Source organism: Vibrio sp. R78045, assembly GCF_042466085.1.
Lineage (GTDB): Bacteria > Pseudomonadota > Gammaproteobacteria > Enterobacterales > Vibrionaceae > Vibrio > Vibrio cyclitrophicus.
Window position 1 is genome coordinate 464,017 of the sequence record NZ_JAXHBS010000008.1, and the last position, 23,091, is coordinate 487,107.

At 43.2% G+C, this 23,091-nt stretch carries 21 protein-coding genes; 11 read left to right on the forward strand and 10 right to left on the reverse strand.

The annotated features are described in order from the left end of the window. Positions 1–7 precede the first annotated feature (7 nt). The 7 genes from SJY39_RS04600 (at position 8) to deoD (ending at position 7,257) form a co-directional block, all read left to right on the forward strand. A complete protein-coding gene (locus SJY39_RS04600) occupies positions 8–163 on the forward strand; it encodes a DUF5363 domain-containing protein (protein ID WP_228006017.1) in 156 nt (51 codons plus the stop codon). Beyond that, a complete protein-coding gene (locus tag SJY39_RS04605; protein WP_016793799.1) occupies positions 93–974 on the forward strand; it encodes a TatD family hydrolase in 882 nt (293 codons plus the stop codon). The genes SJY39_RS04600 and SJY39_RS04605 overlap by 71 nt, the downstream gene beginning before the upstream one ends. A 204-nt stretch (positions 975–1,178) precedes the next feature. Continuing rightward, positions 1,179–2,441, forward strand: coding sequence for a NupC/NupG family nucleoside CNT transporter (locus tag SJY39_RS04610; RefSeq protein ID WP_010436193.1), 1,263 nt, complete (start codon positions 1,179–1,181; stop codon positions 2,439–2,441). A gap of 520 nt (positions 2,442–2,961) precedes the next feature. Next, the gene (gene deoC / locus SJY39_RS04615) at positions 2,962–3,738 is read left to right on the forward strand and encodes a deoxyribose-phosphate aldolase (protein WP_010436196.1); all 777 of its coding nucleotides are present in this window, start codon (positions 2,962–2,964) and stop codon (positions 3,736–3,738) included. 110 nt (positions 3,739–3,848) lie between these two features. Further along, complete coding sequence (gene deoA, locus SJY39_RS04620) at positions 3,849–5,177, forward strand: thymidine phosphorylase (RefSeq protein ID WP_016789356.1); 1,329 nt, start codon at positions 3,849–3,851, stop codon at positions 5,175–5,177. Between the two features lie 76 nt (positions 5,178–5,253). Next, complete coding sequence (locus SJY39_RS04625) at positions 5,254–6,474, forward strand: phosphopentomutase (RefSeq protein WP_010436202.1); 1,221 nt, start codon at positions 5,254–5,256, stop codon at positions 6,472–6,474. 63 nt (positions 6,475–6,537) lie between these two features. Continuing rightward, positions 6,538–7,257, forward strand: a complete 720-nt coding sequence (gene deoD, locus SJY39_RS04630) for a purine-nucleoside phosphorylase (protein ID WP_010436206.1) — start codon at positions 6,538–6,540, stop codon at positions 7,255–7,257. 127 nt (positions 7,258–7,384) lie between these two features. On the opposite strand, the gene SJY39_RS04635 is transcribed toward deoD, so the two are convergent. Next, complete coding sequence (locus SJY39_RS04635; protein ID WP_010436208.1) at positions 7,385–7,996, reverse strand: YtjB family periplasmic protein; 612 nt, start codon at positions 7,994–7,996, stop codon at positions 7,385–7,387. A 108-nt stretch (positions 7,997–8,104) separates the two neighbouring features. Here SJY39_RS04635 and serB point away from each other — a divergent pair, with 108 nt between their 5' ends. Then, positions 8,105–9,085, forward strand: coding sequence for a phosphoserine phosphatase (serB, locus tag SJY39_RS04640; RefSeq protein WP_010436210.1), 981 nt, complete (start codon positions 8,105–8,107; stop codon positions 9,083–9,085). A gap of 106 nt (positions 9,086–9,191) precedes the next feature. On the opposite strand, the gene SJY39_RS04645 is transcribed toward serB, so the two are convergent. Continuing rightward, positions 9,192–11,540: a PilZ domain-containing protein gene (locus SJY39_RS04645; protein ID WP_010436212.1), complete on the reverse strand. Its 2,349-nt coding sequence runs from the start codon at positions 11,538–11,540 to the stop codon at positions 9,192–9,194. Positions 11,541–11,701: 161 nt separating this feature from the next. Here SJY39_RS04645 and radA point away from each other — a divergent pair, with 161 nt between their 5' ends. Together radA and fusA are read left to right on the forward strand one after the other, a co-directional pair. Next, positions 11,702–13,081: a DNA repair protein RadA gene (gene radA, locus SJY39_RS04650; RefSeq protein ID WP_010436213.1), complete on the forward strand. Its 1,380-nt coding sequence runs from the start codon at positions 11,702–11,704 to the stop codon at positions 13,079–13,081. Positions 13,082–13,315: 234 nt separating this feature from the next. Continuing rightward, complete coding sequence (fusA, locus tag SJY39_RS04655) at positions 13,316–15,403, forward strand: elongation factor G (protein ID WP_010436214.1); 2,088 nt, start codon at positions 13,316–13,318, stop codon at positions 15,401–15,403. A gap of 242 nt (positions 15,404–15,645) precedes the next feature. On the opposite strand, the gene SJY39_RS04660 is transcribed toward fusA, so the two are convergent. The 7 genes from SJY39_RS04660 to SJY39_RS04690 all read right to left on the reverse strand — a co-directional run bounded on the left by SJY39_RS04660 (position 15,646) and on the right by SJY39_RS04690 (position 22,528). Further along, positions 15,646–16,497, reverse strand: a complete 852-nt coding sequence (locus tag SJY39_RS04660) for a hypothetical protein (protein ID WP_010436215.1) — start codon at positions 16,495–16,497, stop codon at positions 15,646–15,648. Between the two features lie 3 nt (positions 16,498–16,500). After that, positions 16,501–18,891 carry a fimbria/pilus outer membrane usher protein gene (locus tag SJY39_RS04665; protein WP_010436217.1) on the reverse strand — a complete coding sequence of 797 codons (2,391 nt, stop codon included), beginning with the start codon at positions 18,889–18,891 and terminating at the stop codon, positions 16,501–16,503. A gap of 10 nt (positions 18,892–18,901) precedes the next feature. Continuing rightward, positions 18,902–19,582 (reverse strand): molecular chaperone, encoded by a 681-nt coding sequence (locus SJY39_RS04670; protein WP_010436219.1) that lies wholly within the window; start codon positions 19,580–19,582, stop codon positions 18,902–18,904. An 89-nt stretch (positions 19,583–19,671) separates the two neighbouring features. Next, on the reverse strand, positions 19,672–20,256 hold the full coding sequence (locus SJY39_RS04675) for a hypothetical protein (protein ID WP_010436221.1): 585 nt from the start codon (positions 20,254–20,256) through the stop codon (positions 19,672–19,674). A gap of 190 nt (positions 20,257–20,446) precedes the next feature. Beyond that, positions 20,447–21,085, reverse strand: a complete 639-nt coding sequence (locus tag SJY39_RS04680; protein ID WP_010436223.1) for a helix-turn-helix transcriptional regulator — start codon at positions 21,083–21,085, stop codon at positions 20,447–20,449. 231 nt (positions 21,086–21,316) lie between these two features. Beyond that, positions 21,317–21,532, reverse strand: a complete 216-nt coding sequence (locus SJY39_RS04685; protein ID WP_010436225.1) for a VF530 family DNA-binding protein — start codon at positions 21,530–21,532, stop codon at positions 21,317–21,319. Between the two features lie 39 nt (positions 21,533–21,571). Further along, positions 21,572–22,528, reverse strand: a complete 957-nt coding sequence (locus SJY39_RS04690) for a LysR substrate-binding domain-containing protein (RefSeq protein ID WP_016791870.1) — start codon at positions 22,526–22,528, stop codon at positions 21,572–21,574. Positions 22,529–22,631: 103 nt separating this feature from the next. Here SJY39_RS04690 and SJY39_RS04695 point away from each other — a divergent pair, with 103 nt between their 5' ends. Beyond that, on the forward strand, positions 22,632–22,838 hold the full coding sequence (locus SJY39_RS04695; protein ID WP_010436235.1) for a DUF1127 domain-containing protein: 207 nt from the start codon (positions 22,632–22,634) through the stop codon (positions 22,836–22,838). Between the two features lie 55 nt (positions 22,839–22,893). Here SJY39_RS04695 and SJY39_RS04700 read toward each other — a convergent pair whose 3' ends face one another. Then, entirely contained in the window at positions 22,894–23,037 is a 144-nt protein-coding gene (locus SJY39_RS04700; protein ID WP_016767632.1) for a hypothetical protein, read from the reverse strand. Positions 23,038–23,091: the final 54 nt, after the last annotated feature.

Sequence of the window (23,091 nt, forward strand, 5' to 3'; positions counted from 1 at the left end):
GGTGAATATGTTTGGTTGGGTAAAAGTTTGGATTAGAAGATACGACATGTGGTGTAAAGATCTTGGCTTAACACCTGAAAATAAGCGTAGCTGTGTGGCTTATCGCCGTGATCCCCAAGAAAAACAGACAGAGAGTAGGGAAGATGACTCCTCCATTAAGTGAATCTCCGCTGTTTGATACTCATTGCCATGCGGATTTTGACGTCTTTTGCCAAAATATTGGAATTGATCAGGGATCTGCACCCGAGCAAAGCATTGATAGCTACCTTAAAGAAGCAAAACAGGCACAAGTTGAGAAGATTCTTATTCCTTCTATTGGCCAAAGTAACTGGTCGAAACTCGATAAAATCGCTAAATCTAACCCCAATATTTATTACGCTTTAGGATTTCATCCTTACTTTTTAGAGCAAGCTGTTGAGGTTCAGTTTTCAGAACTTCGTCAATTACTCTCCTCAAAACCGAGCCAATGTGTTGCTATTGGGGAGTGTGGACTCGACTTTTTTGTGGACGTTGAGAGGGAGAAACAAGAGCGATTTTTCATCCAACAAATGGAACTAGCGAAGGTATTTGAGTTGCCTTTGATCATTCATGAGAGGAAGTCTTACAACCGCCTTATTGAGCTAATAAAGCAGTACAAATTCACCTTAGGTGGTGTTATTCACGGCTTTTCCGGGAGTGAACAGCAGGCTTTGGCGTGGATCAAGCTTGGTTTCTATATTGGCGTCGGTGGAACGATAACTTACCCAAGAGCGCAAAAAACGCGCACAACCATCGCTAAACTGCCCCTAGAATACTTGGTATTGGAAACCGATGCTCCGGACATGCCAACGTATGGAAACCAGGGAAATATTAATCATTCCAAATATTTAGTTACGATATTGAATGAACTTTTTTTGATTAGAAAAGAGACAAAGCAATCGGTTGCAACGCAGATTTGGCAGAATAGCCATCGTGCATTCGGTATATGTGAATAAAATCGAAGGTTTTTGTTTATCGTTTGCGTAAATTGCACTGGGCGTGTGATTTGGTTCACATTTGTGTATGAATGGTACATGAATCTTGTACGAAAGTGTGAGGACGGCATTACTTTATTAGTGGTCGCATGAGTATAATTGCCTCCGCTTTATAGCCCCATTTTGTAACACGCCAATAAATAACTAATAAGGAAGTCATAAACTATGAGCCTGTTTATGAGCCTAGTCGGTATGGTCGTACTGATTGCAATCGCAGTACTACTATCTGACAACCGCAAAGCTATTAATCTAAGAACAGTGGGTGGCGCTTTCGCTATCCAATTCGCACTTGGTGCATTCGTACTTTACATCCCTTGGGGTCGTGATCTACTTGCAGGTTTCTCTGCTGGTGTAGCAAACGTGATCGACTACGGTAAAGACGGTACTGGTTTCCTATTCGGCAGCCTAGTTAACTTCTCAGTTGACGGTATCGGTTTCATCTTTGCTTTCCAAGTACTACCAACTCTGATTTTCTTCTCAGCACTTATCTCTGTACTTTACTACATTGGTGTAATGCAGGTTGTAATCAAAGTTCTAGGTGGTGGTCTTCAGAAAGCTCTAGGTACTTCTCGCGCCGAGTCTATGTCTGCAGCTGCAAACATCTTCGTTGGTCAAACGGAAGCGCCTCTAGTTGTTCGTCCATTTGTTCCTAAAATGACTAACTCTGAACTATTCGCAGTAATGTGTGGTGGTTTGGCTTCTGTAGCTGGTGGTGTACTAGCAGGTTACGCATCTATGGGCGTTCCTCTAGAGTACCTAGTTGCCGCGTCATTCATGGCAGCACCTGGTGGCCTACTATTCGCTAAAATCATCAAACCTGAGACAGATACGCCAGACGATAACATCGCTGACGAAATGGACGGTGGCGATGACAAACCAGCTAACGTTATCGACGCAGCAGCTGGTGGCGCATCAGTTGGTCTACAACTAGCTCTTAACGTTGGTGCAATGCTACTAGCATTCATCGGTCTAATTGCTCTAATCAACGGTATCCTAGGTGGCATCGGTGGTTGGTTTGGTATGGAAAACCTAACTCTAGAACTTCTTCTAGGTTGGATATTCGCACCACTAGCATTCATCATTGGTGTACCATGGGAAGAAGCGACTATCGCTGGTTCTTTCATTGGTCAGAAGACAGTTGTTAACGAATTCGTTGCATACTTAAACTTCGTACCATACATCGGTGACAACGCTCAAATCGTTGAAGCGACTGGTCAAGTGATGTCTGTTAAGACTCAAGCAATTATCTCATTCGCTCTATGTGGTTTCGCAAACCTTTCTTCAATTGCGATTCTTCTAGGTGGTCTAGGTGGTATTGCACCAAGCCGTCGCCACGACATCGCTCGTATGGGTGTTAAAGCGGTTATTGCTGGTACTCTATCTAACCTGATGGCAGCAACAATTGCTGGCTTCTTCCTGTCTTTCTAATTCGTTAGAAATCGATATATAGACGCCATAATAATATCGCCCCGTAGCAAGAAATTGCTGCGGGGCTTTTTTGTTTTTAGGCCCTGCATTTTTAAGCATGAAGATGAACATGTGTTTGAATTCGATATTGGGTCTAGAATGTTTTTTTGAGATACAAACCGTTTGCGTTCTAAGGAGCACTACAATTTATTGATGGATACCTATAATGTATAAGCTAAAGGGATAGGATGTCTCTGTTGGCAAGAACGTAACCTCGAAATCAACTCGACGTTATTTTTCTGGGATAAAGCCAAACTTAGCGATACGCTATAGATGTTAGACACAACATGACTGATTTGTTGTGCCATAGACCAAACTGGTACTGTGCGGTGACAAGGATTGCAATTGATAGCGAAAGTTATCAAGTCTTCAGGGAACCAAGTCCGTTCATTTGTGGCTACTGAGCATTACTAAAATATCCATCTATACTGGATGGAGGGCGAAGTAGTTAACTATTTGAATATATTGATCGGAGATAGAAATGAGCGATTTAAAAGCAGCAGCTCTACGTGCACTTAAACTTATGGACCTAACTACGCTAAATGACGACGATACTACTGAGAAAGTAGTGGCGCTTTGTCATGACGCGAAGACTGCAGTAGGCAACACAGCTGCAATCTGTATTTACCCTCGCTTTATCCCAGCAGCTAAGAAAGCGTTGCGTGAGCAAGGTACTCCAGAAGTACGCATTGCGACTGTAACTAACTTCCCTCATGGTAATGACGACATCGAAATTGCTGTTGCAGAAACAAAAGCAGCAGTAGCGTACGGCGCAGATGAAGTTGACGTAGTATTCCCATACCGTGCTCTTATTGCTGGCAACGAAGAAGTTGGCTTTGAGCTAGTTAAGCAATGTAAAGCTGCTTGTGGTGACATCACGCTTAAAGTGATCATCGAAACAGGTGAACTGAAAGAAGAAGCACTGATCAAGAAAGCTTCTCAAATCTGTATCGAAGCTGGTGCAGACTTCATCAAAACTTCAACAGGTAAAGTGCCAGTAAACGCGACTCCAGAGTACGCGCGCATGATGCTTGAAGTTATTCGTGACATGGGCGTTGCTAAAACAGTTGGTTTCAAACCTGCTGGTGGCGTTCGTACTGCTGAAGATGCAGCACTATACCTAGCAATGGCTGATGAGCTACTAGGCGCTGAGTGGGCAGACAACATGCACTACCGTTTTGGTGCTTCAAGCCTACTAACTAACCTTCTTAATACATTAGAAGTGACAGACCAAACTGCTGATCCAGCAGCATACTAATATCCCAATCGGGTGTAACAAGATTTAGTCTGTTTGATGGAGTGGCGTTAAGTCACTCCATATTACCTCTTTCCCTACACACCATACTCACTAGAGTTTGGGAGGCACTAATGTATCTACCTCAAGAAATTATTCGCAGAAAACGTGATAACGAAGTACTAACCACAGAAGAAATTAACTTCTTCATCCAAGGTGTCGCTAAAAACACGGTTTCTGAAGGCCAGATTGCTGCATTCGCAATGGCTATCTTTTTTAATGAAATGACGATGCCAGAACGCATCGCACTAACATGTGCAATGCGTGATTCAGGCATGGTGATTGATTGGAGTCACATGAACTTTGATGGCCCAATCGTTGATAAACACTCTACTGGTGGTGTTGGTGACGTAACTTCCCTGATGCTTGGCCCTATGGTGGCAGCATGTGGCGGTTTCGTTCCTATGATCTCTGGTCGTGGTTTAGGCCACACTGGCGGTACACTAGATAAATTAGAATCTATCCCTGGTTATAATATTACGCCAACCAACGATGTATTTGGTGCAGTAACCAAAGATGCTGGTGTGGCGATCATCGGCCAAACGGGCGACCTAGCACCGGCTGATAAGCGCGTTTATGCGACTCGTGATATCACGGCAACAGTAGATAACATCTCGCTAATCACAGCTTCAATCCTCTCGAAGAAACTGGCAGCCGGCCTTGATTCTTTAGTGATGGACGTAAAAGTAGGTTCAGGCGCATTTATGCCTACGTATGAAGCCTCTGAAGAACTAGCGAAATCTATCGTTGCAGTAGCAAACGGTGCTGGCACTAAAACAACAGCAATCCTAACGGATATGAACCAAGTTCTGGCTTCTTCAGCGGGTAACGCAGTCGAAGTACGTGAAGCGGTTCAATTCCTAACTGGCGAATACCGTAATCCACGTTTGTTGGAAATCACACTAGCGTCGTGTGCGGAAATGTTGGTGCTGGGTAATCTAGCTAAAGATTCCGATGAAGCGCGTGAAAAACTGATGGCAGTACTGGATAACGGTAAAGCAGCAGAATGCTTCGGTAAGATGGTAGCGGGCCTTGGTGGTCCTGCAGATTTCGTAACGAACTACGATAACTACCTAGAAAAAGCAGAAATTGTTAAACCAGTGTACGCACTCGAAAGCGGTGTAGTATCAGCGATGGATACGCGTGCAATTGGTATGGCTGTCGTTGGTATGGGCGGTGGTCGCCGCGTAGCAACAGACAGCATTGATTACGCAGTCGGTTTTGATAGCTTCATTCGCCTTGGCGAAGTAGCAAGCGACGATAAACCATTAGCAATGATTCATGCTCGCAATGAACAACAGTGGCAAGAAGCTGCGACGGCATTACAACATGCAATCACTGTGGGCGGAGAATATACAGCAACGCCAGACGTTTACCGTCAGATTCGTTCTGAAGACGTGTAAATAACAGGTATCGGTATACATCGCGTATACCGATAAACAGAGTTCTGGTGCAAAGAGCAATAAGTTGGTGAAGAAAATGAAAAGAGCATTTATTTTAGTTTTAGATTCATTCGGTATCGGTGAAACAGCGGATGCAGATACATTTGGCGATGTAGGTTCGGATACAATGGGTCACATTGCTGACCATTGTGATCAAGGCCTTGCAGACAACGCGGATCGTAAAGGTCCACTAACGCTGCCAAACCTGTCTAAGCTAGGTTTAGCGATGGCTCACAAAGAGTCTACAGGTCGCTTTGCTCCTGGTATGGATGCAGACGCAGAGATCATTGGCGCGTACGGTCACGCTGCTGAGCTGTCTTCTGGTAAAGATACGCCATCAGGTCACTGGGAAATCGCAGGTGTACCGGTATTGTTTGACTGGGGCTACTTCACCGACAAAGAGAACAGCTTTCCAAAGGAACTGACTGACCGAATTCTTGAGCGTGCTGGTTTGTCTGGATTCTTAGGAAACTGCCACTCATCGGGTACGGAAATCCTAGATAACCTAGGTGAAGAGCACATGAAGACTGGCTTGCCAATCTTCTACACTTCTGCAGACTCTGTCTTCCAGATCGCTTGTCATGAAGAGACATTCGGCCTACAAAACCTATTAGACCTTTGTCAGATCGCTCGTGAAGAGCTAGCTGACTACAACATTGGTCGTGTTATCGCTCGTCCGTTTATTGGTGCGGGTAAAGGTCAATTTGAACGTACTGGTAACCGTCGCGATCTTTCTGTGGAGCCGCCAGCGGCAACTATCCTTCAGAAACTTGTTGATGAGAAGGGCGGCAACGTTCACTCAATCGGTAAGATCTCTGATATCTACGCAGGTTGTGGTATCACTCAGAAAACTAAAGCAACAGGTATTCCAGCGCTATTTGAAGCAACCAAAGAAGCGATCACTGAAGCGGGCGACAACACTATCGTGTTCACTAACTTCGTTGATTTCGACTCAGCATACGGCCACCGTCGTGATGTTGCAGGTTACGCAGCGGCACTTGAGTACTTCGATGGTCGCATCAATGAAATCATCGATATAATGAAAGAAGATGACGTACTTATCCTAACGGCAGACCACGGTTGTGACCCAACGTGGCCGGGTTCAGACCATACTCGTGAACATATCCCAGTGATCGTTTACGGTAACAAGGTTCCAGCAGGCTCTCTAGGCCGTCGTGATACTTTCGCTGATATCGGTCAAAGCTTAGCGTCATACTTTGGCACATCGCCAATGGGATACGGTACAAGCTTTTTATAATAGTTAGCTAGAGAGAGGGAAACCTCTCTCTTCTTTTTTGTTTTGAGATTAAGGATATTTTCAATGGCTACTCCACATATTAATGCTGAAATGGGTGATTTCGCTGACGTAGTTCTAATGCCAGGCGATCCGCTACGCGCTAAATACATTGCTGAAACCTTCTTAGAAGAAGTGGTTCAGGTGTGTGATGTTCGTAATATGTTTGGTTACACCGGTACTTACAAAGGTCGTAAGGTGTCAGTCATGGGGCACGGTATGGGCATTCCATCTTGTTCTATTTACGCGACTGAGCTGATCAAAGACTTTGGTGTGAAAAAGATCATTCGTGTCGGCAGTTGTGGTGCAGTGAGTGAAGATATCAAAGTGCGTGATGTGGTGATTGGCATGGGCGCGTGTACCGACTCAAAAGTGAACCGTATTCGCTTTAAAGGTCATGACTTCGCGGCTATCGCAGATTACAAAATGGTGCGCGCGGCAGAAGATGCAGCCAAAGCTCGCGGTGTCGACGTAAAAGTGGGCAACCTATTCTCGGCTGAGCTGTTCTATACGCCAGACCCTGAAATGTTCGAAGTTATGGACAAGTACGGCATCGTCGGCGTAGAGATGGAAGCGGCGGGTATCTATGGCGTATGTGCTGAATACGGCGCAAAAGCTCTGACTATTTGTACTGTTTCTGATCACATCAAAACGGGTGAGCAAACGACATCAGACGAACGTCAAACAACTTTCAACGACATGATGATAATTGCACTGGATTCTGTGCTTCTTGGTGATCAAGAGTAAATCTTTGGTGGCTTAAGGGCCAATGTAGCGTTAGTCGTTATTCTCAATGATTTGTTTAGACACTAGATAACAAAAAGCCCCGTCGCTGCCTGAGCGTCGGGGCTTTTTATTGGATCCCTTTAAGCCGTTAAGAGCTTACATTCTTAAGCAGTAAGTTCTCGCCAGATTTCGTTTGTCTTCTGCGAATCAGCATAATGAACAGCACACCACTGACGAAGCCCATTAAGACCATACCGATCATATAACGATCGCTTTTTCGATAGTGGTGATCAGAAATCGCCGTCATTTTCCCCGTTTCAAACGTCACACGAATAAAACCGATGATCGTTTTTTCTGGTGAGTAGATAGGTTCGACTAACTGCTGCCTGCCGATACTTGCTGTTGAAAGTGGCGTGTCTAAGCCAAGAACTTCGCGTACCGAGAGTGCTTTTTCGCTCGATGCCAGTCGAATACCCTCTGCATCGTAGATGGTGGTATCGAATACCAGTCGATCTTGAGACAGCTGATTAGTGAGTTCAAGCAGTCGTTCTTGGTCTTGTTGCGTGATCATCTTACTAGCAGAAAGTGATGCCTGAGAGATAAGAACCTTGGTTAGTGTCTCTAGTTGTTTTGCTTGGATTTTCTCGTTGCCTTTACTGATCACGACCGTATTTTTAATCGTCACGACGAACATGGTAGCCAACAAAATGAGGGCTAACATTCGTAAAGCGTTACGTATTGAGAACAATGATTCATTCATGTTTAACGAAGCCTGAAATAACAAATGTTATGATTAAGACATATTGAGACTTGCGTTTTCAAATTGCAATAGGTTAACGTTTAGCATAGTTAATTAGGAATCATACACATGGACGCTCAGAAATATCTGCCGATTAAAAGGCATACGACATTATTAACTCGACTTCCCGAGACTCGTTTCGCTTCTCAACTCGCTAAAGCTAAAGCCAATTGGATCGTATTTGGCGAGTACTTATCACCACAATCTTTCGATGACATCGATTTCTTTACTGGCACTTACAACACTATTCTAGATACTTGGAAAGTGGGTAAATACGAAGTGGCATTGATGTCTGGAAATTTAACGCCGCTACATGAAGAAATCCTACAGGCTCTAAAGCTTGATTATGCTTGCCTTAGCGAGGTCCCAGACTTATCTAAGCCAGGTTTGATTGTGATGGATATGGACTCCACAGCGATTCAAATTGAATGTATTGATGAGATCGCTAAGTTAGCTGGAGTGGGGGAGTTAGTCTCTGAAATTACAGAGCGCGCAATGCAAGGTGAGCTCGATTTTGAACAGAGCCTTCGCCAGAGGGTTGGAGCACTTAAAGGTGCTGATGAAGCGATTCTTGAGCAAGTGCGTCAATCTCTGCCATTCATGCCAGACCTTGTTGAACTTGTTAATACGCTCAATAAACTTGGCTGGAAAACTGCTATCGCATCCGGTGGCTTTACTTACTTCTCAGATTACCTAAAAGATACACTTGATCTTCACCACGCTCAGTCAAACACCCTCGAAATCGTTAATGGTAAGTTGACGGGTGAAGTTTTAGGTGATGTTGTTTCGGCGCAGACTAAAGCGGATATCTTAGTTGAGCTAGCGGAAGAGTATGAACTTGAACTGCATAACACGGTTGCTGTGGGTGATGGTGCTAACGACTTGGTGATGATGGGCTCTGCGGGCTTAGGGATAGCTTACCATGCAAAACCCAAGGTAGAGCAGCAAGCTCAAACCGCAGTGCGTTACGCAGGTTTAGGTGGTGTGCTTTGTATCTTGTCGGGTGTATTAGCTAAGCAGCAAAAGATTAGCTGGCAAGCCAAACCTTAGGGCTTTCTCAGCGCTATTGGTCGTTTTTGGCAATAGCAGAGTAGATACAAAAAAAGCAGGCTTTCCGCCTGCTTTTTGATTTTTAAATTAAGTGTAACGTCAGTGTTTAACGTGTTAACTCTAATCGGATCAATACTTCATCGGTAATATCTTCTATCTCACCATAACCGATAAAAGCGGTGACCTCATTTTCTAATTTCTTCGCCTGGTGCATGCTGATTCGTGCAAGTTCTTCTAAATCCGATTGGAATAAACTGGTGAGTGGATTAAAGATGGGAGCTGTCGTGACTCGCAATACGTATACGTCACCTAAGTGCTGTGCCTTCTTAATGAATAAGATTCGCTCTTTTGCAGACGTGAAATCTTTGACCAGTTTCGTATGTACGGATTGGATCTTGTCACCAAACTTAACCGCAGCAATGTAGACGTCATGGTGTTTAGGTTCTGCCCCTTCAATCCTTTTTAGTGGCTCAGCCAGTAGCGAGTTAGAGTGCCCTTTGAAAATAGGTTCGAGTGAGAACTTTTGATTGTGTCCAAGCTTTGCGAGCAAGGCTAGATGCTTATTCAATGGGAAATTCACACCAATGATCTTACAGCGCAGTGTTGAGCTTGGTTTATCAATGAATATTGGACTGCTCACCATCTTGCTCAGCAAAATGTTGTGCAGTGATTCAAGCAACGAATGCGTTGGTAGTATCTCTTTTTTCTTAATCAGCTTGCTTTGGTTTTGATCGATAAGCCCGTTAAGGAATGCGATGGTTCGCATAGTCTTCGCGTTTTCTTCGATCACTAATTGTACGTTGCGACCGTTAGGACTTACTCGAATAACGTGGTATGGAACTGTGCTTAATGGCAAATTTTTGTCATAGAGTTGAAGCTCATTAAAGTTCACTAATACAGAGTCACTAGTCTTGAGTACCATTGGATGCTCAAGAGTAATACTGAGTCCACGTTTCGAGATATCCAAAGTGTGTCCATTCGCTGTTGTGCCATCTTGTGAGGCCAGTTGCAAAGGAGATTTAAATTTGTATCTCGGTTCTTTACGACGAGTTTGAGAGTCAAAGTAGATACTTTGAATATTTCCAACAACGGTACGTGGGTGACGGAAACGGTTCAGTTCACTGCTTGGAATGCGAGGTTTTTCACTCAGTAGGTAATCCGCAGCGCTTTCGTGATCGCCGATCTCTTGCAATATACCGCAATGCGTCAGTTGCTCTGAGCTTTGAGCGAGCGTATCCGAGTGCTTAGCTAAAGATTGTCGCTCAGTCTCTGATAGCTCAAAGACAGAGAACTTGAACGCTTTCCAGCTTTTACGCTTACCACCGATGTGCCAGAACAGTTGTCGTTGTTCGCGAGAGGCCTCCGGTAGCATCATCGAGTAGAATAAAGTCTTATTTTGATGCTCGTGAGTAAAAGAGTAGATAACGTTACTGGTTCCCTTTACTCCTGGCTTGGCCAGCAAGTTCATTCTTTGTTCGTTGAATAAGGTACCCAAAGCTTGCTGGTTTCGTTCGTCGTGCCAGTATTGCCACAATGGATGGTTGTTATCCGTGAGCAGAGCCAGTTTTAGTTCGCTACCACTGAAAAATAGGGGAAGGTTACAGGTGTGTTTTAAGTAGGTGTGTTCGATACCTCGGGTACGAGTTCGAATAACCCTATCTTGGTTCTCATGGCTGGTTTTTTTACTTGAACTATTTAAAGATTCATCGAGTAAGCGAGCTAAAATATTGTTGTCGCTTACTTTGATGGTTCTTAAAAATTTGACAGCATTGTTTTCATAAGATTCATCAATGCCCAAAACACGGAATTCAATGGCTTTGTTAACATCGATCTCTAGAGATTTCTCAACCAACTCTGTGAATTTAACACTAATGATTTCACCAAGATTGTATCGAAAGGTGCTTGGTACTTTGAATTTTGCGCCTGACGGAGATATATCAACTGTCACACCATGTAGGCTTTGACCTTTAGATGTTGTCACTTCAACCTGTGAACTGATCTTGAGTCTGTTTTCTTGACGTTTTAAATCGTAGCCCAAGTTAATCGCTTCTGCTTCATATGGACTATTCGCATTGGTGATGTCATGTTTATTTTGAGAGGAGATATTAACAACACTGCGAAGTGGCTGAGTTCGTGGTGTCATTACCAACTCCCACGTGCCCTCTGTGTAACCTTTAAACTTTTTAGTGCCGCGTTGGTAAGCATTCAAAGCGATGTCATCAAGCCAGTGTTTACGGCCGTCTAGCGTGAACTGGCGACATTCATTATCAATACGCCCGCGTAAATCAATGCTCTTTGTACACGGAGCCATGATACGATTCAGTTCCATTTTAACGAGTAGCTTTAGAGACGGCGACTCGCCTTCTGTCATTTGTGAAAGAAGGAATTCGAAATCTTCGGCGTGGTAAGCCGGGATAAGTCGTTCTGCTACAGATAGAATTTCAGATTGCTGCATATTTTTCTTGTTAGAATGGACGGTGCATTGATGTTATCGGCTAGTTTCAATCGATCTTTAAGTATAAGTGGTATGACTGCAACGTTTATTTTAATGCGTACGGTCAACAAGGTCACAAAATAGTAACATTTACCAGTTACCAAGCAAATTATTGAGGTTTTATGGCTAAGGCAAAACGAGCTTATGTGTGTAATGACTGTGGCGCTGACTTTCCACGTTGGCAAGGGCAGTGCAACGCATGTGGTGCTTGGAACACGATTACAGAAGTTAGGTTAGCCGCTTCACCTCAGGTAGCGCGCAATGAAAGATTATCTGGTTATGCTGGTTCTGTAACAGAATCGAGCGTTCAGACATTATCTGAAATTAATCTACAAGAAGTGCCACGTTTTAGCAGTGGTTTCAAAGAACTCGATCGCGTACTCGGTGGTGGTGTTGTTCCTGGCGCTGCGATCCTGATTGGTGGTAACCCTGGGGCAGGTAAATCAACGCTGTTATTGCAGACCATGTGTCAGCTCTCTTCTCAATTACCGACACTTTATGTAACCGGCGAAGAATCCCTACAGCAGGTTGCAATGCGCGCTTCTAGACTTGGGTTGCCAAAAGAGCACCTAAAGATGCTCTCTGAGACCAACGTTGATAAGATCTGCCAGGTTGCTGAAAAAGAACAGCCAAAGATCATGGTCATCGACTCAATCCAAGTTATGCATGTAGCTGATGTTCAATCTTCACCGGGCAGTGTTGCCCAGGTTCGTGAGTCGGCAACGGCGTTAACGCGATACGCGAAGCAGAATAACGTTGCTGTGTTCTTAGTTGGGCACGTCACTAAAGATGGTACGTTGGCGGGACCAAAAGTGCTTGAACACATTATCGATTGTTCTGTACTGCTCGATGGCGGAACAGATAGTCGATTCAGAACTCTGCGTAGTCACAAAAACCGTTTTGGTGCGGTCAATGAGTTGGGTGTGTTTGCAATGACAGGCCAAGGCCTTAAAGAAGTCAGTAATCCATCGGCTATTTTCCTATCTCGAGGCGAAGAAGAAACGTCAGGTAGTTCTGTTATGGTGGTATGGGAAGGGACACGTCCACTTCTTGTTGAAATCCAGGCACTGGTGGATTATTCCCAGCTGGCAAATCCGCGCCGTGTTGCAGTTGGTTTAGAACAAAACAGACTTTCGTTGTTATTAGCGGTGCTGCATAAACACGGGGGCTTACAAATGGCTGACCAAGATGTGTTTGTGAATGTCGTCGGTGGTGTTAAAGTAACCGAAACCAGTGCTGATCTTGCTTTAGTGATGGCATTACTTTCGAGTTTCAGAGACCGCGCATTGCCAAAAGATGTGGTGGTATTTGGCGAGGTAGGCTTAGCGGGTGAGATTCGACCGGTACCAAGTGGGCAAGAACGTCTTAATGAAGCCTTTAAACACGGTTTCAAGAAAGCGATTGTACCGGCAGCGAACATGCCGAAAGGTGGCATTCCAGGAATGCAGATCCACGGTGTGAAAAAATTATCAGAAGCAATTAATGCTTTTGATGAGTTGTAATTGAGCCCACTTCAGCTACTCTATACAGCAGAAAATCAGTTTAACTTGAGCGCTAATTGCGCTTTAAGTTAGCACTAAACTTAACAATCACTTAGATTGTTTCTACAGATTGCCTTTTTCTACATGTTAGAAAAAGGCAAAGTTTTTTAGTCCCAAATGCATGCAAAGCTATCAGTCTTCACAGATTGTGATATACTCTGCGCGCATTTTATATCCTATTAACAGAGTAAGACAATGGCAGATTTATCGAAATACAGAAACATTGGTATTTTCGCGCACGTTGATGCGGGTAAAACAACTACCACTGAGCGTATCCTTAAGCTAACTGGTCAAATCCACAAGACTGGTGAAGTACATGATGGCGAATCAACGACTGACTTCATGGAACAGGAAGCTGAGCGCGGTATTACTATCCAATCAGCAGCTGTAAGCTGTTTTTGGAACGATCACCGTCTAAACGTTATCGATACTCCTGGACACGTTGACTTCACAGTTGAAGTATACCGTTCTCTTAAAGTTCTTGATGGCGGTATCGGTGTATTCTGTGGTTCTGGTGGTGTTGAACCTCAATCAGAAACTAACTGGCGCTACGCTAACGAATCAGAAGTATCTCGTCTGATCTTCGTTAACAAACTAGACCGTATGGGTGCAGATTTCTACAACGTTGTTGACCAAGTTAAAAACGTTCTAGGTGCTACTCCTCTAATTATGGTTCTACCAATCGGCCGTGAAGACGAGTTCGTTGGTGTTGTAGACCTACTAAGCCGTAAAGCATACGTTTGGGATGACACTGGTCTTCCTGAAAACTACGAAATCACTGATGTTCCTGCGGACATGGTTGATGACGTTGAGCAATACCGTGAAGAGCTAATCGAAACTGCTGTAGAGCAAGACGACGACCTAATGGAAGCTTACATGGAAGGTGAAGAGCCTTCTGTTGAAGATATCAAGCGTTGTATCCGTAAAGGTACTCGTGATATCGCATTCTTCCCAACGTTCTGTGGTTCTGCGTTCAAGAACAAAGGTATGCAACTTATCCTTGATGCTGTAGTAGATTACCTACCAGCACCAACTGAAGTTGATCCTCAACCTCTAATGGATGAAAACGGCGAAGAAACTGGCGAACACGCTATCGTTTCTACTGACGAAACATTCAAAGCTCTTGCATTCAAAATCATGGATGACCGTTTCGGTGCTCTAACTTTCGTTCGTATTTACTCTGGTAAATTGAACAAAGGTGACACGATCCTTAACTCATTTACTGGTAAGACTGAGCGTGTTGGCCGTATGGTTGAGATGCAAGCAGATGACCGTAACGAACTAACTAGCGCACAAGCTGGTGACATCATTGCGATTGTTGGTATGAAGAACGTTCAAACTGGTCACACTCTATGTGATCCTAAAGATCAAGTTACGCTTGAGCCAATGGTCTTCCCAACTCCAGTAATCTCTATCGCTGTATCTCCAAAAGATAAAGGCGGTTCTGAGAAAATGGGTATCGCGATCGGTAAAATGGTTGCAGAAGATCCATCTTTCCAAGTTGAAACTGACGAAGAGACTGGCGAAACTATCCTGAAAGGTATGGGTGAGCTTCACCTAGACATCAAGGTAGATATCCTTAAGCGTACATACGGCGTTGACCTAACTGTAGGTGCTCCTCAAGTTGCTTACCGTGAAACTATCACTCAAGCAATTGAAGATAGCTACACGCACAAGAAGCAATCTGGTGGTTCTGGTCAATTCGGTAAGATCGATTACCGTATCAAACCAGGTGAACCTGGTTCAGGCTTCAAGTTCAACTCTGTAGTTGTGGGCGGTAACGTTCCTAAAGAGTTCTGGCCTGCAGTTGAGAAAGGCTTTGCTGGCATGATGGATAACGGCGTACTAGCTGGCTTCCCTACGCTAGACGTTGAAGTTGAACTTTTCGATGGTGGTTTCCACGCAGTCGATTCATCTGCAATCGCATTTGAAATCGCAGCGAAAGGTGCATTCCGTCAATCTATGCCTAAAGCTGGCGCGCAACTTCTTGAGCCTATCATGAACGTTGACGTGTTTACTCCAGACGATCACGTTGGTGATGTTATCGGTGACCTTAACCGTCGTCGTGGCATGATCAAAGATCAACAAGCTGGCGTTACTGGTGTTCGTATTAAAGCTGACGTACCTCTTTCTGAGATGTTCGGCTACATCGGTCACCTACGTACTATCACTTCTGGTCGTGGCCAATTCTCTATGGAATTCGCACAATACGCACCATGTCCAACTAACGTTGCTGACGAAGTGATTGCAAAAGTTAAAGCAGAAAAAGAAGCTGGTAAGTAATTAGCCCTTTTCTAAATTAGCTAAAAAGCCCCGCAAGTGAAAGCTTGCGGGGCTTTTTGTTATCAACTAAACCAATGTTGTTCTCCTATCTTAAGTGTCTATATCCAAACACTTAAAATTACTGGGAATGCATCAGTTCCTTTTCGTTGGATAGTAATAAAGTCATATACGGTGTTCGTTACAGTTTGGAGGTATTTTCCTTTGTCCACTGATTAAACCGTAAGTTTGCTTATCACGTGCCTCTATGGCATAGCCTTTACTTCAACCGTTATCGTATCTTGATATTTACCAGCTCTCGCAAAGTCGATGTTACCTAGCATTACTTCAAGGGGAACCCCCCAACGTTTGGTTTCATCATTGTTTGAGAAGGTAAAAATTGACTTCTGGTTTACCAAGGCGTTATTAAATCGCAACGTATATGGGATCGAGATATTGGGTTCCGACTTCTGCTTTAATTCACCATATTTCTGCTTTACGACTAACCTTACATTCGAGTTTGAAAGAAGATCAAAATCGGAGCGATAGGTGCGGTTAGATTCAAGATCACCAAGCTGGAAGCGATAACCTGAGCTACCTGAGCGTTGAAGGTTTGGTGCGTTAGGAACGGAGTTGAAAGCTACAAACGCAGGGACGTTGAGTTTCACTTTGGCATTTTTTGTCTCTCGTTTTCTATTTAGGGAAATAGAGGCTTCAAGAAGTCCGGTGTAGTTACCTGACGCAGCTACTTTAGCCTCTGGAACTTTTATCCAAAACTTCGTCCTTTGGCTATTATCCAGAGGTAGTTGAAAGCCCTTGCTAGGAAAGTGACTCAATTGACGAAAGTTTTTGTCCAGAATTGTCAGGGGCAAATTCGCTCCGATTGAACTTAAGTAGCTAGATTGTTTATTGTTGATCGATACTAGGGCCATCGGGAATCGACAGCTCTGAATATCACGCGACAACTCTAGATAAGCAGGAATATAAGCGCCCAAATCTCGCTTAAATTCAATATTGCTTCTGTCGACGTTTAGTGTCCATTTGCCATTGCATTCGGCCCAAAGTGATTGAGATAACATGGCTAAACCGAACACTGAGAGCTTAAGTAAGTGTTTCATGGTTTATCCCTCTTTAATGAGTAAAGTTGGTAAGTAAATCAGGTTGTCATTGATTTCTGGGACGTTTAATTTTGTTGGGATAAAACCATCTATGACGATGGTGTAGTTACCCGGCGCAACGCCTTCCACAACGAACCTGCCTGATTGATTAGTAAAAAATTCATACGTTTTCTGTTGTCCAACCAACTGACCTTGGATGAGTTTTAATGGTTTGTTTTGCCCGATCTCAATCTTACCTATGATGGTTTTCGATGCTGCAGAACCGATTTTTATTAGATGGCCCGTTTGTGTTCCTGGCGTAATGTTGTACTCGTGGTCGCCAAAGTCATACCCTATAGGTGCATCTGGCGCATCAATGTAGACAGTGGACAGTTGGTGGCCTCCAGACAACTGAACGGCATTACTGATAGTATAGGTAGATATCGATTCTGCAGGATCGTCTGCAACTGCATTTATTTCTACATCAGCATCTAACGAGTCATGGACGGCAATAATTGCCACTGGTCCATTGAGAGGTCGTGACCAAGCTAAGTTACCGTCAGCCAACGTAAGCGCTGTACTTGCTCGTAAAGAAGCGGTTTGGTAACTTGCTGAGCTATCAAATGCTAGGTGAGAAACCTTAGCATCTGTGATAAAACGGTTTGCCACATAATTACCTTCGACTGAGTAAGCTTGAGAATCAGTATCGCCTTCTGCTGTCACCGCATAGCCGTAACTGCCTGTATAGTCCTCTGAAGGGCGTTGAAATTGAGCTCGATAGGTATCTGGTTCATTGGAGTAGGATATATTTGCATTGTATTCTCCATTGTCAGAGTTCCAATCCCAATCTGCAGAAAAAGTAAACCGAGTTTCGTCAATGTTTTCATTTGGGTTCTCTTCTTTTTCTACACCTGCAGAAAGTGCTAGATTGTAAAATTGCCAAGCAATTTCCGTAGAAGCCTGCCATTGCACCTCTGACTCTTCAAAGTCACGGTAGTCACCACTCAGGATTAAACTAAGGTTATCCGTAATACTGAAAACGTAGTTTGAAAAGACGCGGAGCCCAGTATTTGCATCCGTAATCTGCCAAGGCAATGCAAAATAATTATCTTGATACTCACTTCCAAGACGAAAGTTTGGGGAGCCGTAACTGTCTGTTCCCCATAATTGGTGGGAGTAATCTAAGCTGTAGATACTACCTGTATCATTACTGGGCTTGTTGTTTTGTGCAGAGGCTCGAACCCCCAAGTTCCCCCAATCAGAACCAATTGTTGCAATTATGCCGACTTGTTGCCCTTCGGGGTGATACAGAGCGTTTCCGCCAATTGTTAAGGTATCGCTGACACCATAGTCGTAATAGCCAGAAGTTACCCATTGCTCGTCGTCATACTTAAAGTTGTTATCTTCAATCGTCGACGTTAAACCAGAGTAGAAGCCAAAATCAGAAATGCCTTCACGTAACAAACGTGAGTTAAAGAACTGGCTATAAACGATGGTATCGGTCCTACCTGATTGATAACTTATATCCAATCGAACGTCATTGGTACCAGAAACGAGAGGCAAGTCGTCAAGTGTATATCGCCCCGGGGGTAAGCGAATTTCAGTGAGAAAAACGTCGTTAATATAGACTTCGACATCAGCGCTCTCATTCAATACCAGTGGTTGAGTTCCTCCATTTTGGATATTTCGGGTAGGTTGTAAGTCTTGATACAAACGTTCAAAAGCAATGCCTCCGAGAGGTGTACTAGGAAGGTGTCCAGCACTTGCTTGGGTTACATCACCAAAGGTTAGTCGAAAAGGGGTATTAGGTTCATCAAAGAAAAGACGAGCTTCGCCACGATACACATCAGAGTTGATATCGTTACCACCGCTAACAAAACCGGAAATGTCAAGATTGGCGCCTCGAACGCCACCAATATTGGCTTTTAATAACCACTCACCAAGCCACGTTTGCGTGTCCTCTGTATTAGAGTCGCTGAATAAGGAGTAGTCCGTACTCGCATTCAGTGTATTCTGTATTGTCCAAAAAGTGCTTTCTGAATATTTAGCCGGTTCATACTTGCTACCAAACGACAGCAAGAACTCAGCTGCAGCCTTTTCATCAATGACTAAATTAATATTTTGATCGGAAGAGTTGAAGGTTGCACTGATGCCCATATGGTTCAGTTGTTTGATCGTAATGTATTCTTCGGATAAATTTCGTAACGCTGTCAGTGTCTCAGGGTTGATCAGCTTTTGAGTTGACTGAGCAAGCTGTTCCACGTTAATAGAGCCAACAGTCATACCATCAGAATACGCATTCACTTCACCTATAGTGTTCTCACCCCAAGTCAGGGGAAATGGGAATAACCAACTTTGCGCAAACGCGGTTTGTATGGCTGTGACTAATGTGAGGCATAAAATGAGATTCTTCACGAAAGTCTCGTTAATCGATTGTTTTAACAGAAACTTTCTTTGGCTGCCCTAATTCACTTGGTAAAGTGTACTTGACGGTCGTTCCTGGCATTAAATAAGCGCTTGTCTTTTTACTTAATACTTCCCAATCAACTGTTTTGTTTGCTTTGCCACCAGAGAAGCTAAACTCCATACCATTCATATTCAGTACTCGTTTGCCATCGTTGCGGATAGCGACCTGGCTGTTTTGAACTGTCGTGGTTGGAATCGATTTACTGGATGTGGGAGAGACAAAAACCAAAGTTGCAAACTCTAGCAACATGGAAATAGAACTGTCCTCATCTTCCTCTATTTGATTTTCTAGTTCAATTTGTGAAAAGACGATACGGTAAGTGACAGTTTGTTTTATTGGCCCTGTTGGCATGTAACGTACGCGGAAAGTCTGAGACTTTAGCCCGTCAATTTTAGCTTGAGGTGGGAGGACGAGAAACTCATCTTCCGTTGGTGTTAAAATTTCTTCGCCAGTAGAAAAATCAGTTTGGTAGACATTTACTTCTAGAAGGATTGGTTCTTCTTCCACATTAGTCACTTTGTACAAGCCTTGTGCATTTCGACCAACATCATCGAGTTCTAGATAGATTGGACTGACTTCGTACGCGAAAAGGGCTGAGCTGAAAAATAAAGAAAATAGAAGAGTTATAATCCTAGTCATTGATATTTCTCCATAAAATAAACTTGGCTCGATAACCGAGCCAAGTTTTATTTGTCTAAAAGACATCATCCTTAAAGTGTCATCGGCTTTTAGCTTGCTGGACCTGCCGCAGCAAGACTCACTTTAATTTTACCTTTGTATTTACCTGCTCGTGCAAAGCCTGAATCTTCAGGTTGAACATAAATTGGATGTTTGTTGATGCTGTTCACCAAGTGTTCGCCCAATGATGGTATTGGCGACGCCGTCATTTCCAAGCCGTGGTCGCTTGCGGTATCCGCGACCGATTCTGAACCAATTTTCACTTGGTAGTCAATTTTCTCACTCATATTGTGCTTGGTTACACCGTTTAGCTGGTAAGCCGTTACTGAAAATTCCAAATCAGTACCGTAATTACACCATGCACGTAAGTTACCCACTAATACTTCTTTATTGTTGAATCCATTTGACCATGAATCCTCGTGTACTTTGTTCGCTTTGCGTAGAACGTTATTCTTCACGTCTTTTTTGCCTATTCGTAATAGACAGCGTTTCGGAACTCGCCCTTCGATTCGAATCGTTTTTTGGTCCGTTTTACTCAGTGTCGTAAAGTCCACCGCATTGTTAAATTGAACCGCAGAAGCGCCAAAAGAAAGTGAAGCGGCTGCTACAGCAGTAGCAAGAAGTAACTTTTTCATAACTCAATCCCTCGTTGATTTAAGATGCATACCCGTGCATCACCTTTAAAGGTTACGAGGGAACAAAGTGCCAAACCTCATCACATAGAGTGAAAAATATCGCTTACATAGGGTGAGTTTAGAATGAGTTTTGTTATATTCCACTTTTCTTGTGATCTTACTAATTTCTTGTGACCTTGCTATATGGAATCTAATTAAAGCTTTTTACCTGAGCAAGAAGTTCATACCTGGAGCGTAAGTGTAATTTACGAAGTAAGTTTGATGAGTGAGTCTTCACGGTGTTGATACTGACGTGTTGCTGAGATGCTATCTGAGAGTTTGACAGCCCTTTTAGGATCAATGAGCAAGTATCCCTTTCTTTTTTTGTTAACTCTTTATAATTAACTAAATTTTCGCAAGCAGATTCAAAGCTTGGTTCATTATTTTGATAAAAAGAGACAAGCTTATTTAGAATAGCTCTAGGAAACCATATATCTTCTTGATAAACAGAGAGTATTGCCTTCGATATGAATTCGAAATTTTGACCTACTTGTCCCGAAAAACCTTTTTCTAGCCATATTGTCGATGTATTGTCATTGACATTTACCGCTAACCAGAACTCGTGTCGTTCATGGAGAATAAACCCGTATCTTTTGGGGCAAGGCATAGTCTGAATATCAAATAAAACTACAGTTTCAGGTGCTAGTTTGGGTATTTGCATGAAGCACTGAGCATGGGTTATTTGAGCATTAGGAAGAGATAAACCAAGTAGGTCTTTTATCACCCGTAAGTATGAGTTATTACGGGTAAGTACATGAATGTCCAAACCGAGTTCAGAACCAGCTTCCATGATGACCTCTCTATTTATTCAAACATAAAGTCTATAATTATCCGTAAGCTAGGGGGGGTGATATCGCTATCTTAGGTTAAATAATAGTAGTATTTATTGAATATTATTCAATAACTCTAACGCGATATTTTCTTAGTGTTTGATTTTTAAGATGAAATTAAGTTTTAGCTTGGAGCGAACACTAATTACTCATACTTTCGTACCATAATTAGTGCGCTGTGTTAAAGGTAATTAATTGGTTTTCAACTGTACGTAAATTTGCTCTACCTTGGTACGTGCCCAGTCCGTTTTACGCAAAAACTTTAAGCTAGATTTGATACTCGGATCTTTTTTAAAACAGTTGATGTTCACCATATAACTCAGTTCTTCCCAACCGTAATGTTCAACTAATTCAGTCAGTAGTTTTTGTAAGGTGATCCCGTGAAGTGGGTTGTTTTCTTGTGTCATGAGATGTTCTCGCCATTTATTTGGGCTAAGTATATCAGGTTAATCAGGTGAATTATCCGACCATTTCAACTGGTAGTCGGTATCGATAATAGAAAGCTCCTCCCGCCCTTTATAACCAAATAGCTGAACCTGGCTTTGCATCCATGCTTCAAAACGTTTTATCTTTTCACGGTTAAAGTAACCAGCGGGTGCACATAAATAGTAATTGTATTTAGGCCGAAGTGCGATGTTACCTATCCGAACTAATTTCCTTTCTTGTAGATAGCGATACACCAAACTGTGTTTAACAAGGGCGACTCCTTGAACAGATAGCGCACCCTCTAAAACGAAATGCGAACCATCAAATTGTAATGATGTGCGGCCAGCTTTTACTCCGGCTACTTGTAACCAGAGACTCCAATCCATATCTGGCCAGCGATCTTCAATCAGTTCGGCTTTGTGAAGGTCATCTATACCATGAATTCCATGCGTTTCTTGGTAAATAGGATGGCAGACAGGATAAATTACTTCGTCCATCAACCAGCGTGATTCGATATTTGGGTAATTTCCATGACCATATCGAACGCAGATATCGATATTAGAATCTTCAAACGTGACTAGCTTGTTAGTCGGCTCAATTAACATGGATAGATCAGGGTGGCGATCGCGAAAGTCGCCAATTCTCGGTACTAGCCAATGCTGAGCAAAGGAAGGCACGGTAGAAATCGACAGCTGAGTAGGGTTTGGATCTTGGTTAATTCGTCTTACTCCATCTTGAATATGGGCAAAGCCTTTCTTCGCTTGCAGGTACAGTACTTCGCCTTCATGGGTTAATACTATTTTTCGGTGCTGACGAATAAACAAGTCTGTACCTAACCACTCTTCAAGTTGACGAATTTGTTGGCTGACGGCAGCTGCCGTGACAAACAGCTTTTCAGCCGCGAGTTTAAAACTGCCTGTTTCAGCTGCAGTATAAAAATAGTAGATCCCTTGGAAAGGTGGGGGTCGCTCTCTCACATTAGTTTTCCTTAACTGAATGCCAGTATCTATCGTTTGTCGCGAGTGTGTTGTTGGTCGATTATTTACCATAACAAAGCGGTGAATCAATAGGAGAAAGGTTATGAACACGATAACTGCGAGAACAAATCGTCATCAAGCATTGTTTTCATCATTATCAGTTAAGGAATTCTATTCTAAATTTAGACTTTATTTTCAGAACCGTAGAACGAGAAAGCACCTAGCTGAACTGTCAGATCATTTACTTGAAGATGTTGGTATTACCCGAGGTCAGGCTAATGAAGAGGTGAGAAAGTCATTTTGGGAGTGATTCAGATGATCAGACGAACTCTTTCTTCTTAGGAAGAGTTACACCAAAACCAACGCTAGATCTTTGAGATATCAGAAACTTCTTCATGTAGCCATTCAGTAAACGCCGCAATACGCTCTTTCCTCGGTGAGCTAGGATCAAAACATAAGTTAACTTGTACGCCAGGTGTCATGCCTATATCAAAGATATCTATTTCCATCCAACTTGTTTGCTCGTAATCGTTAAGTCATCTAATGAGAAATGACGTTGGTTT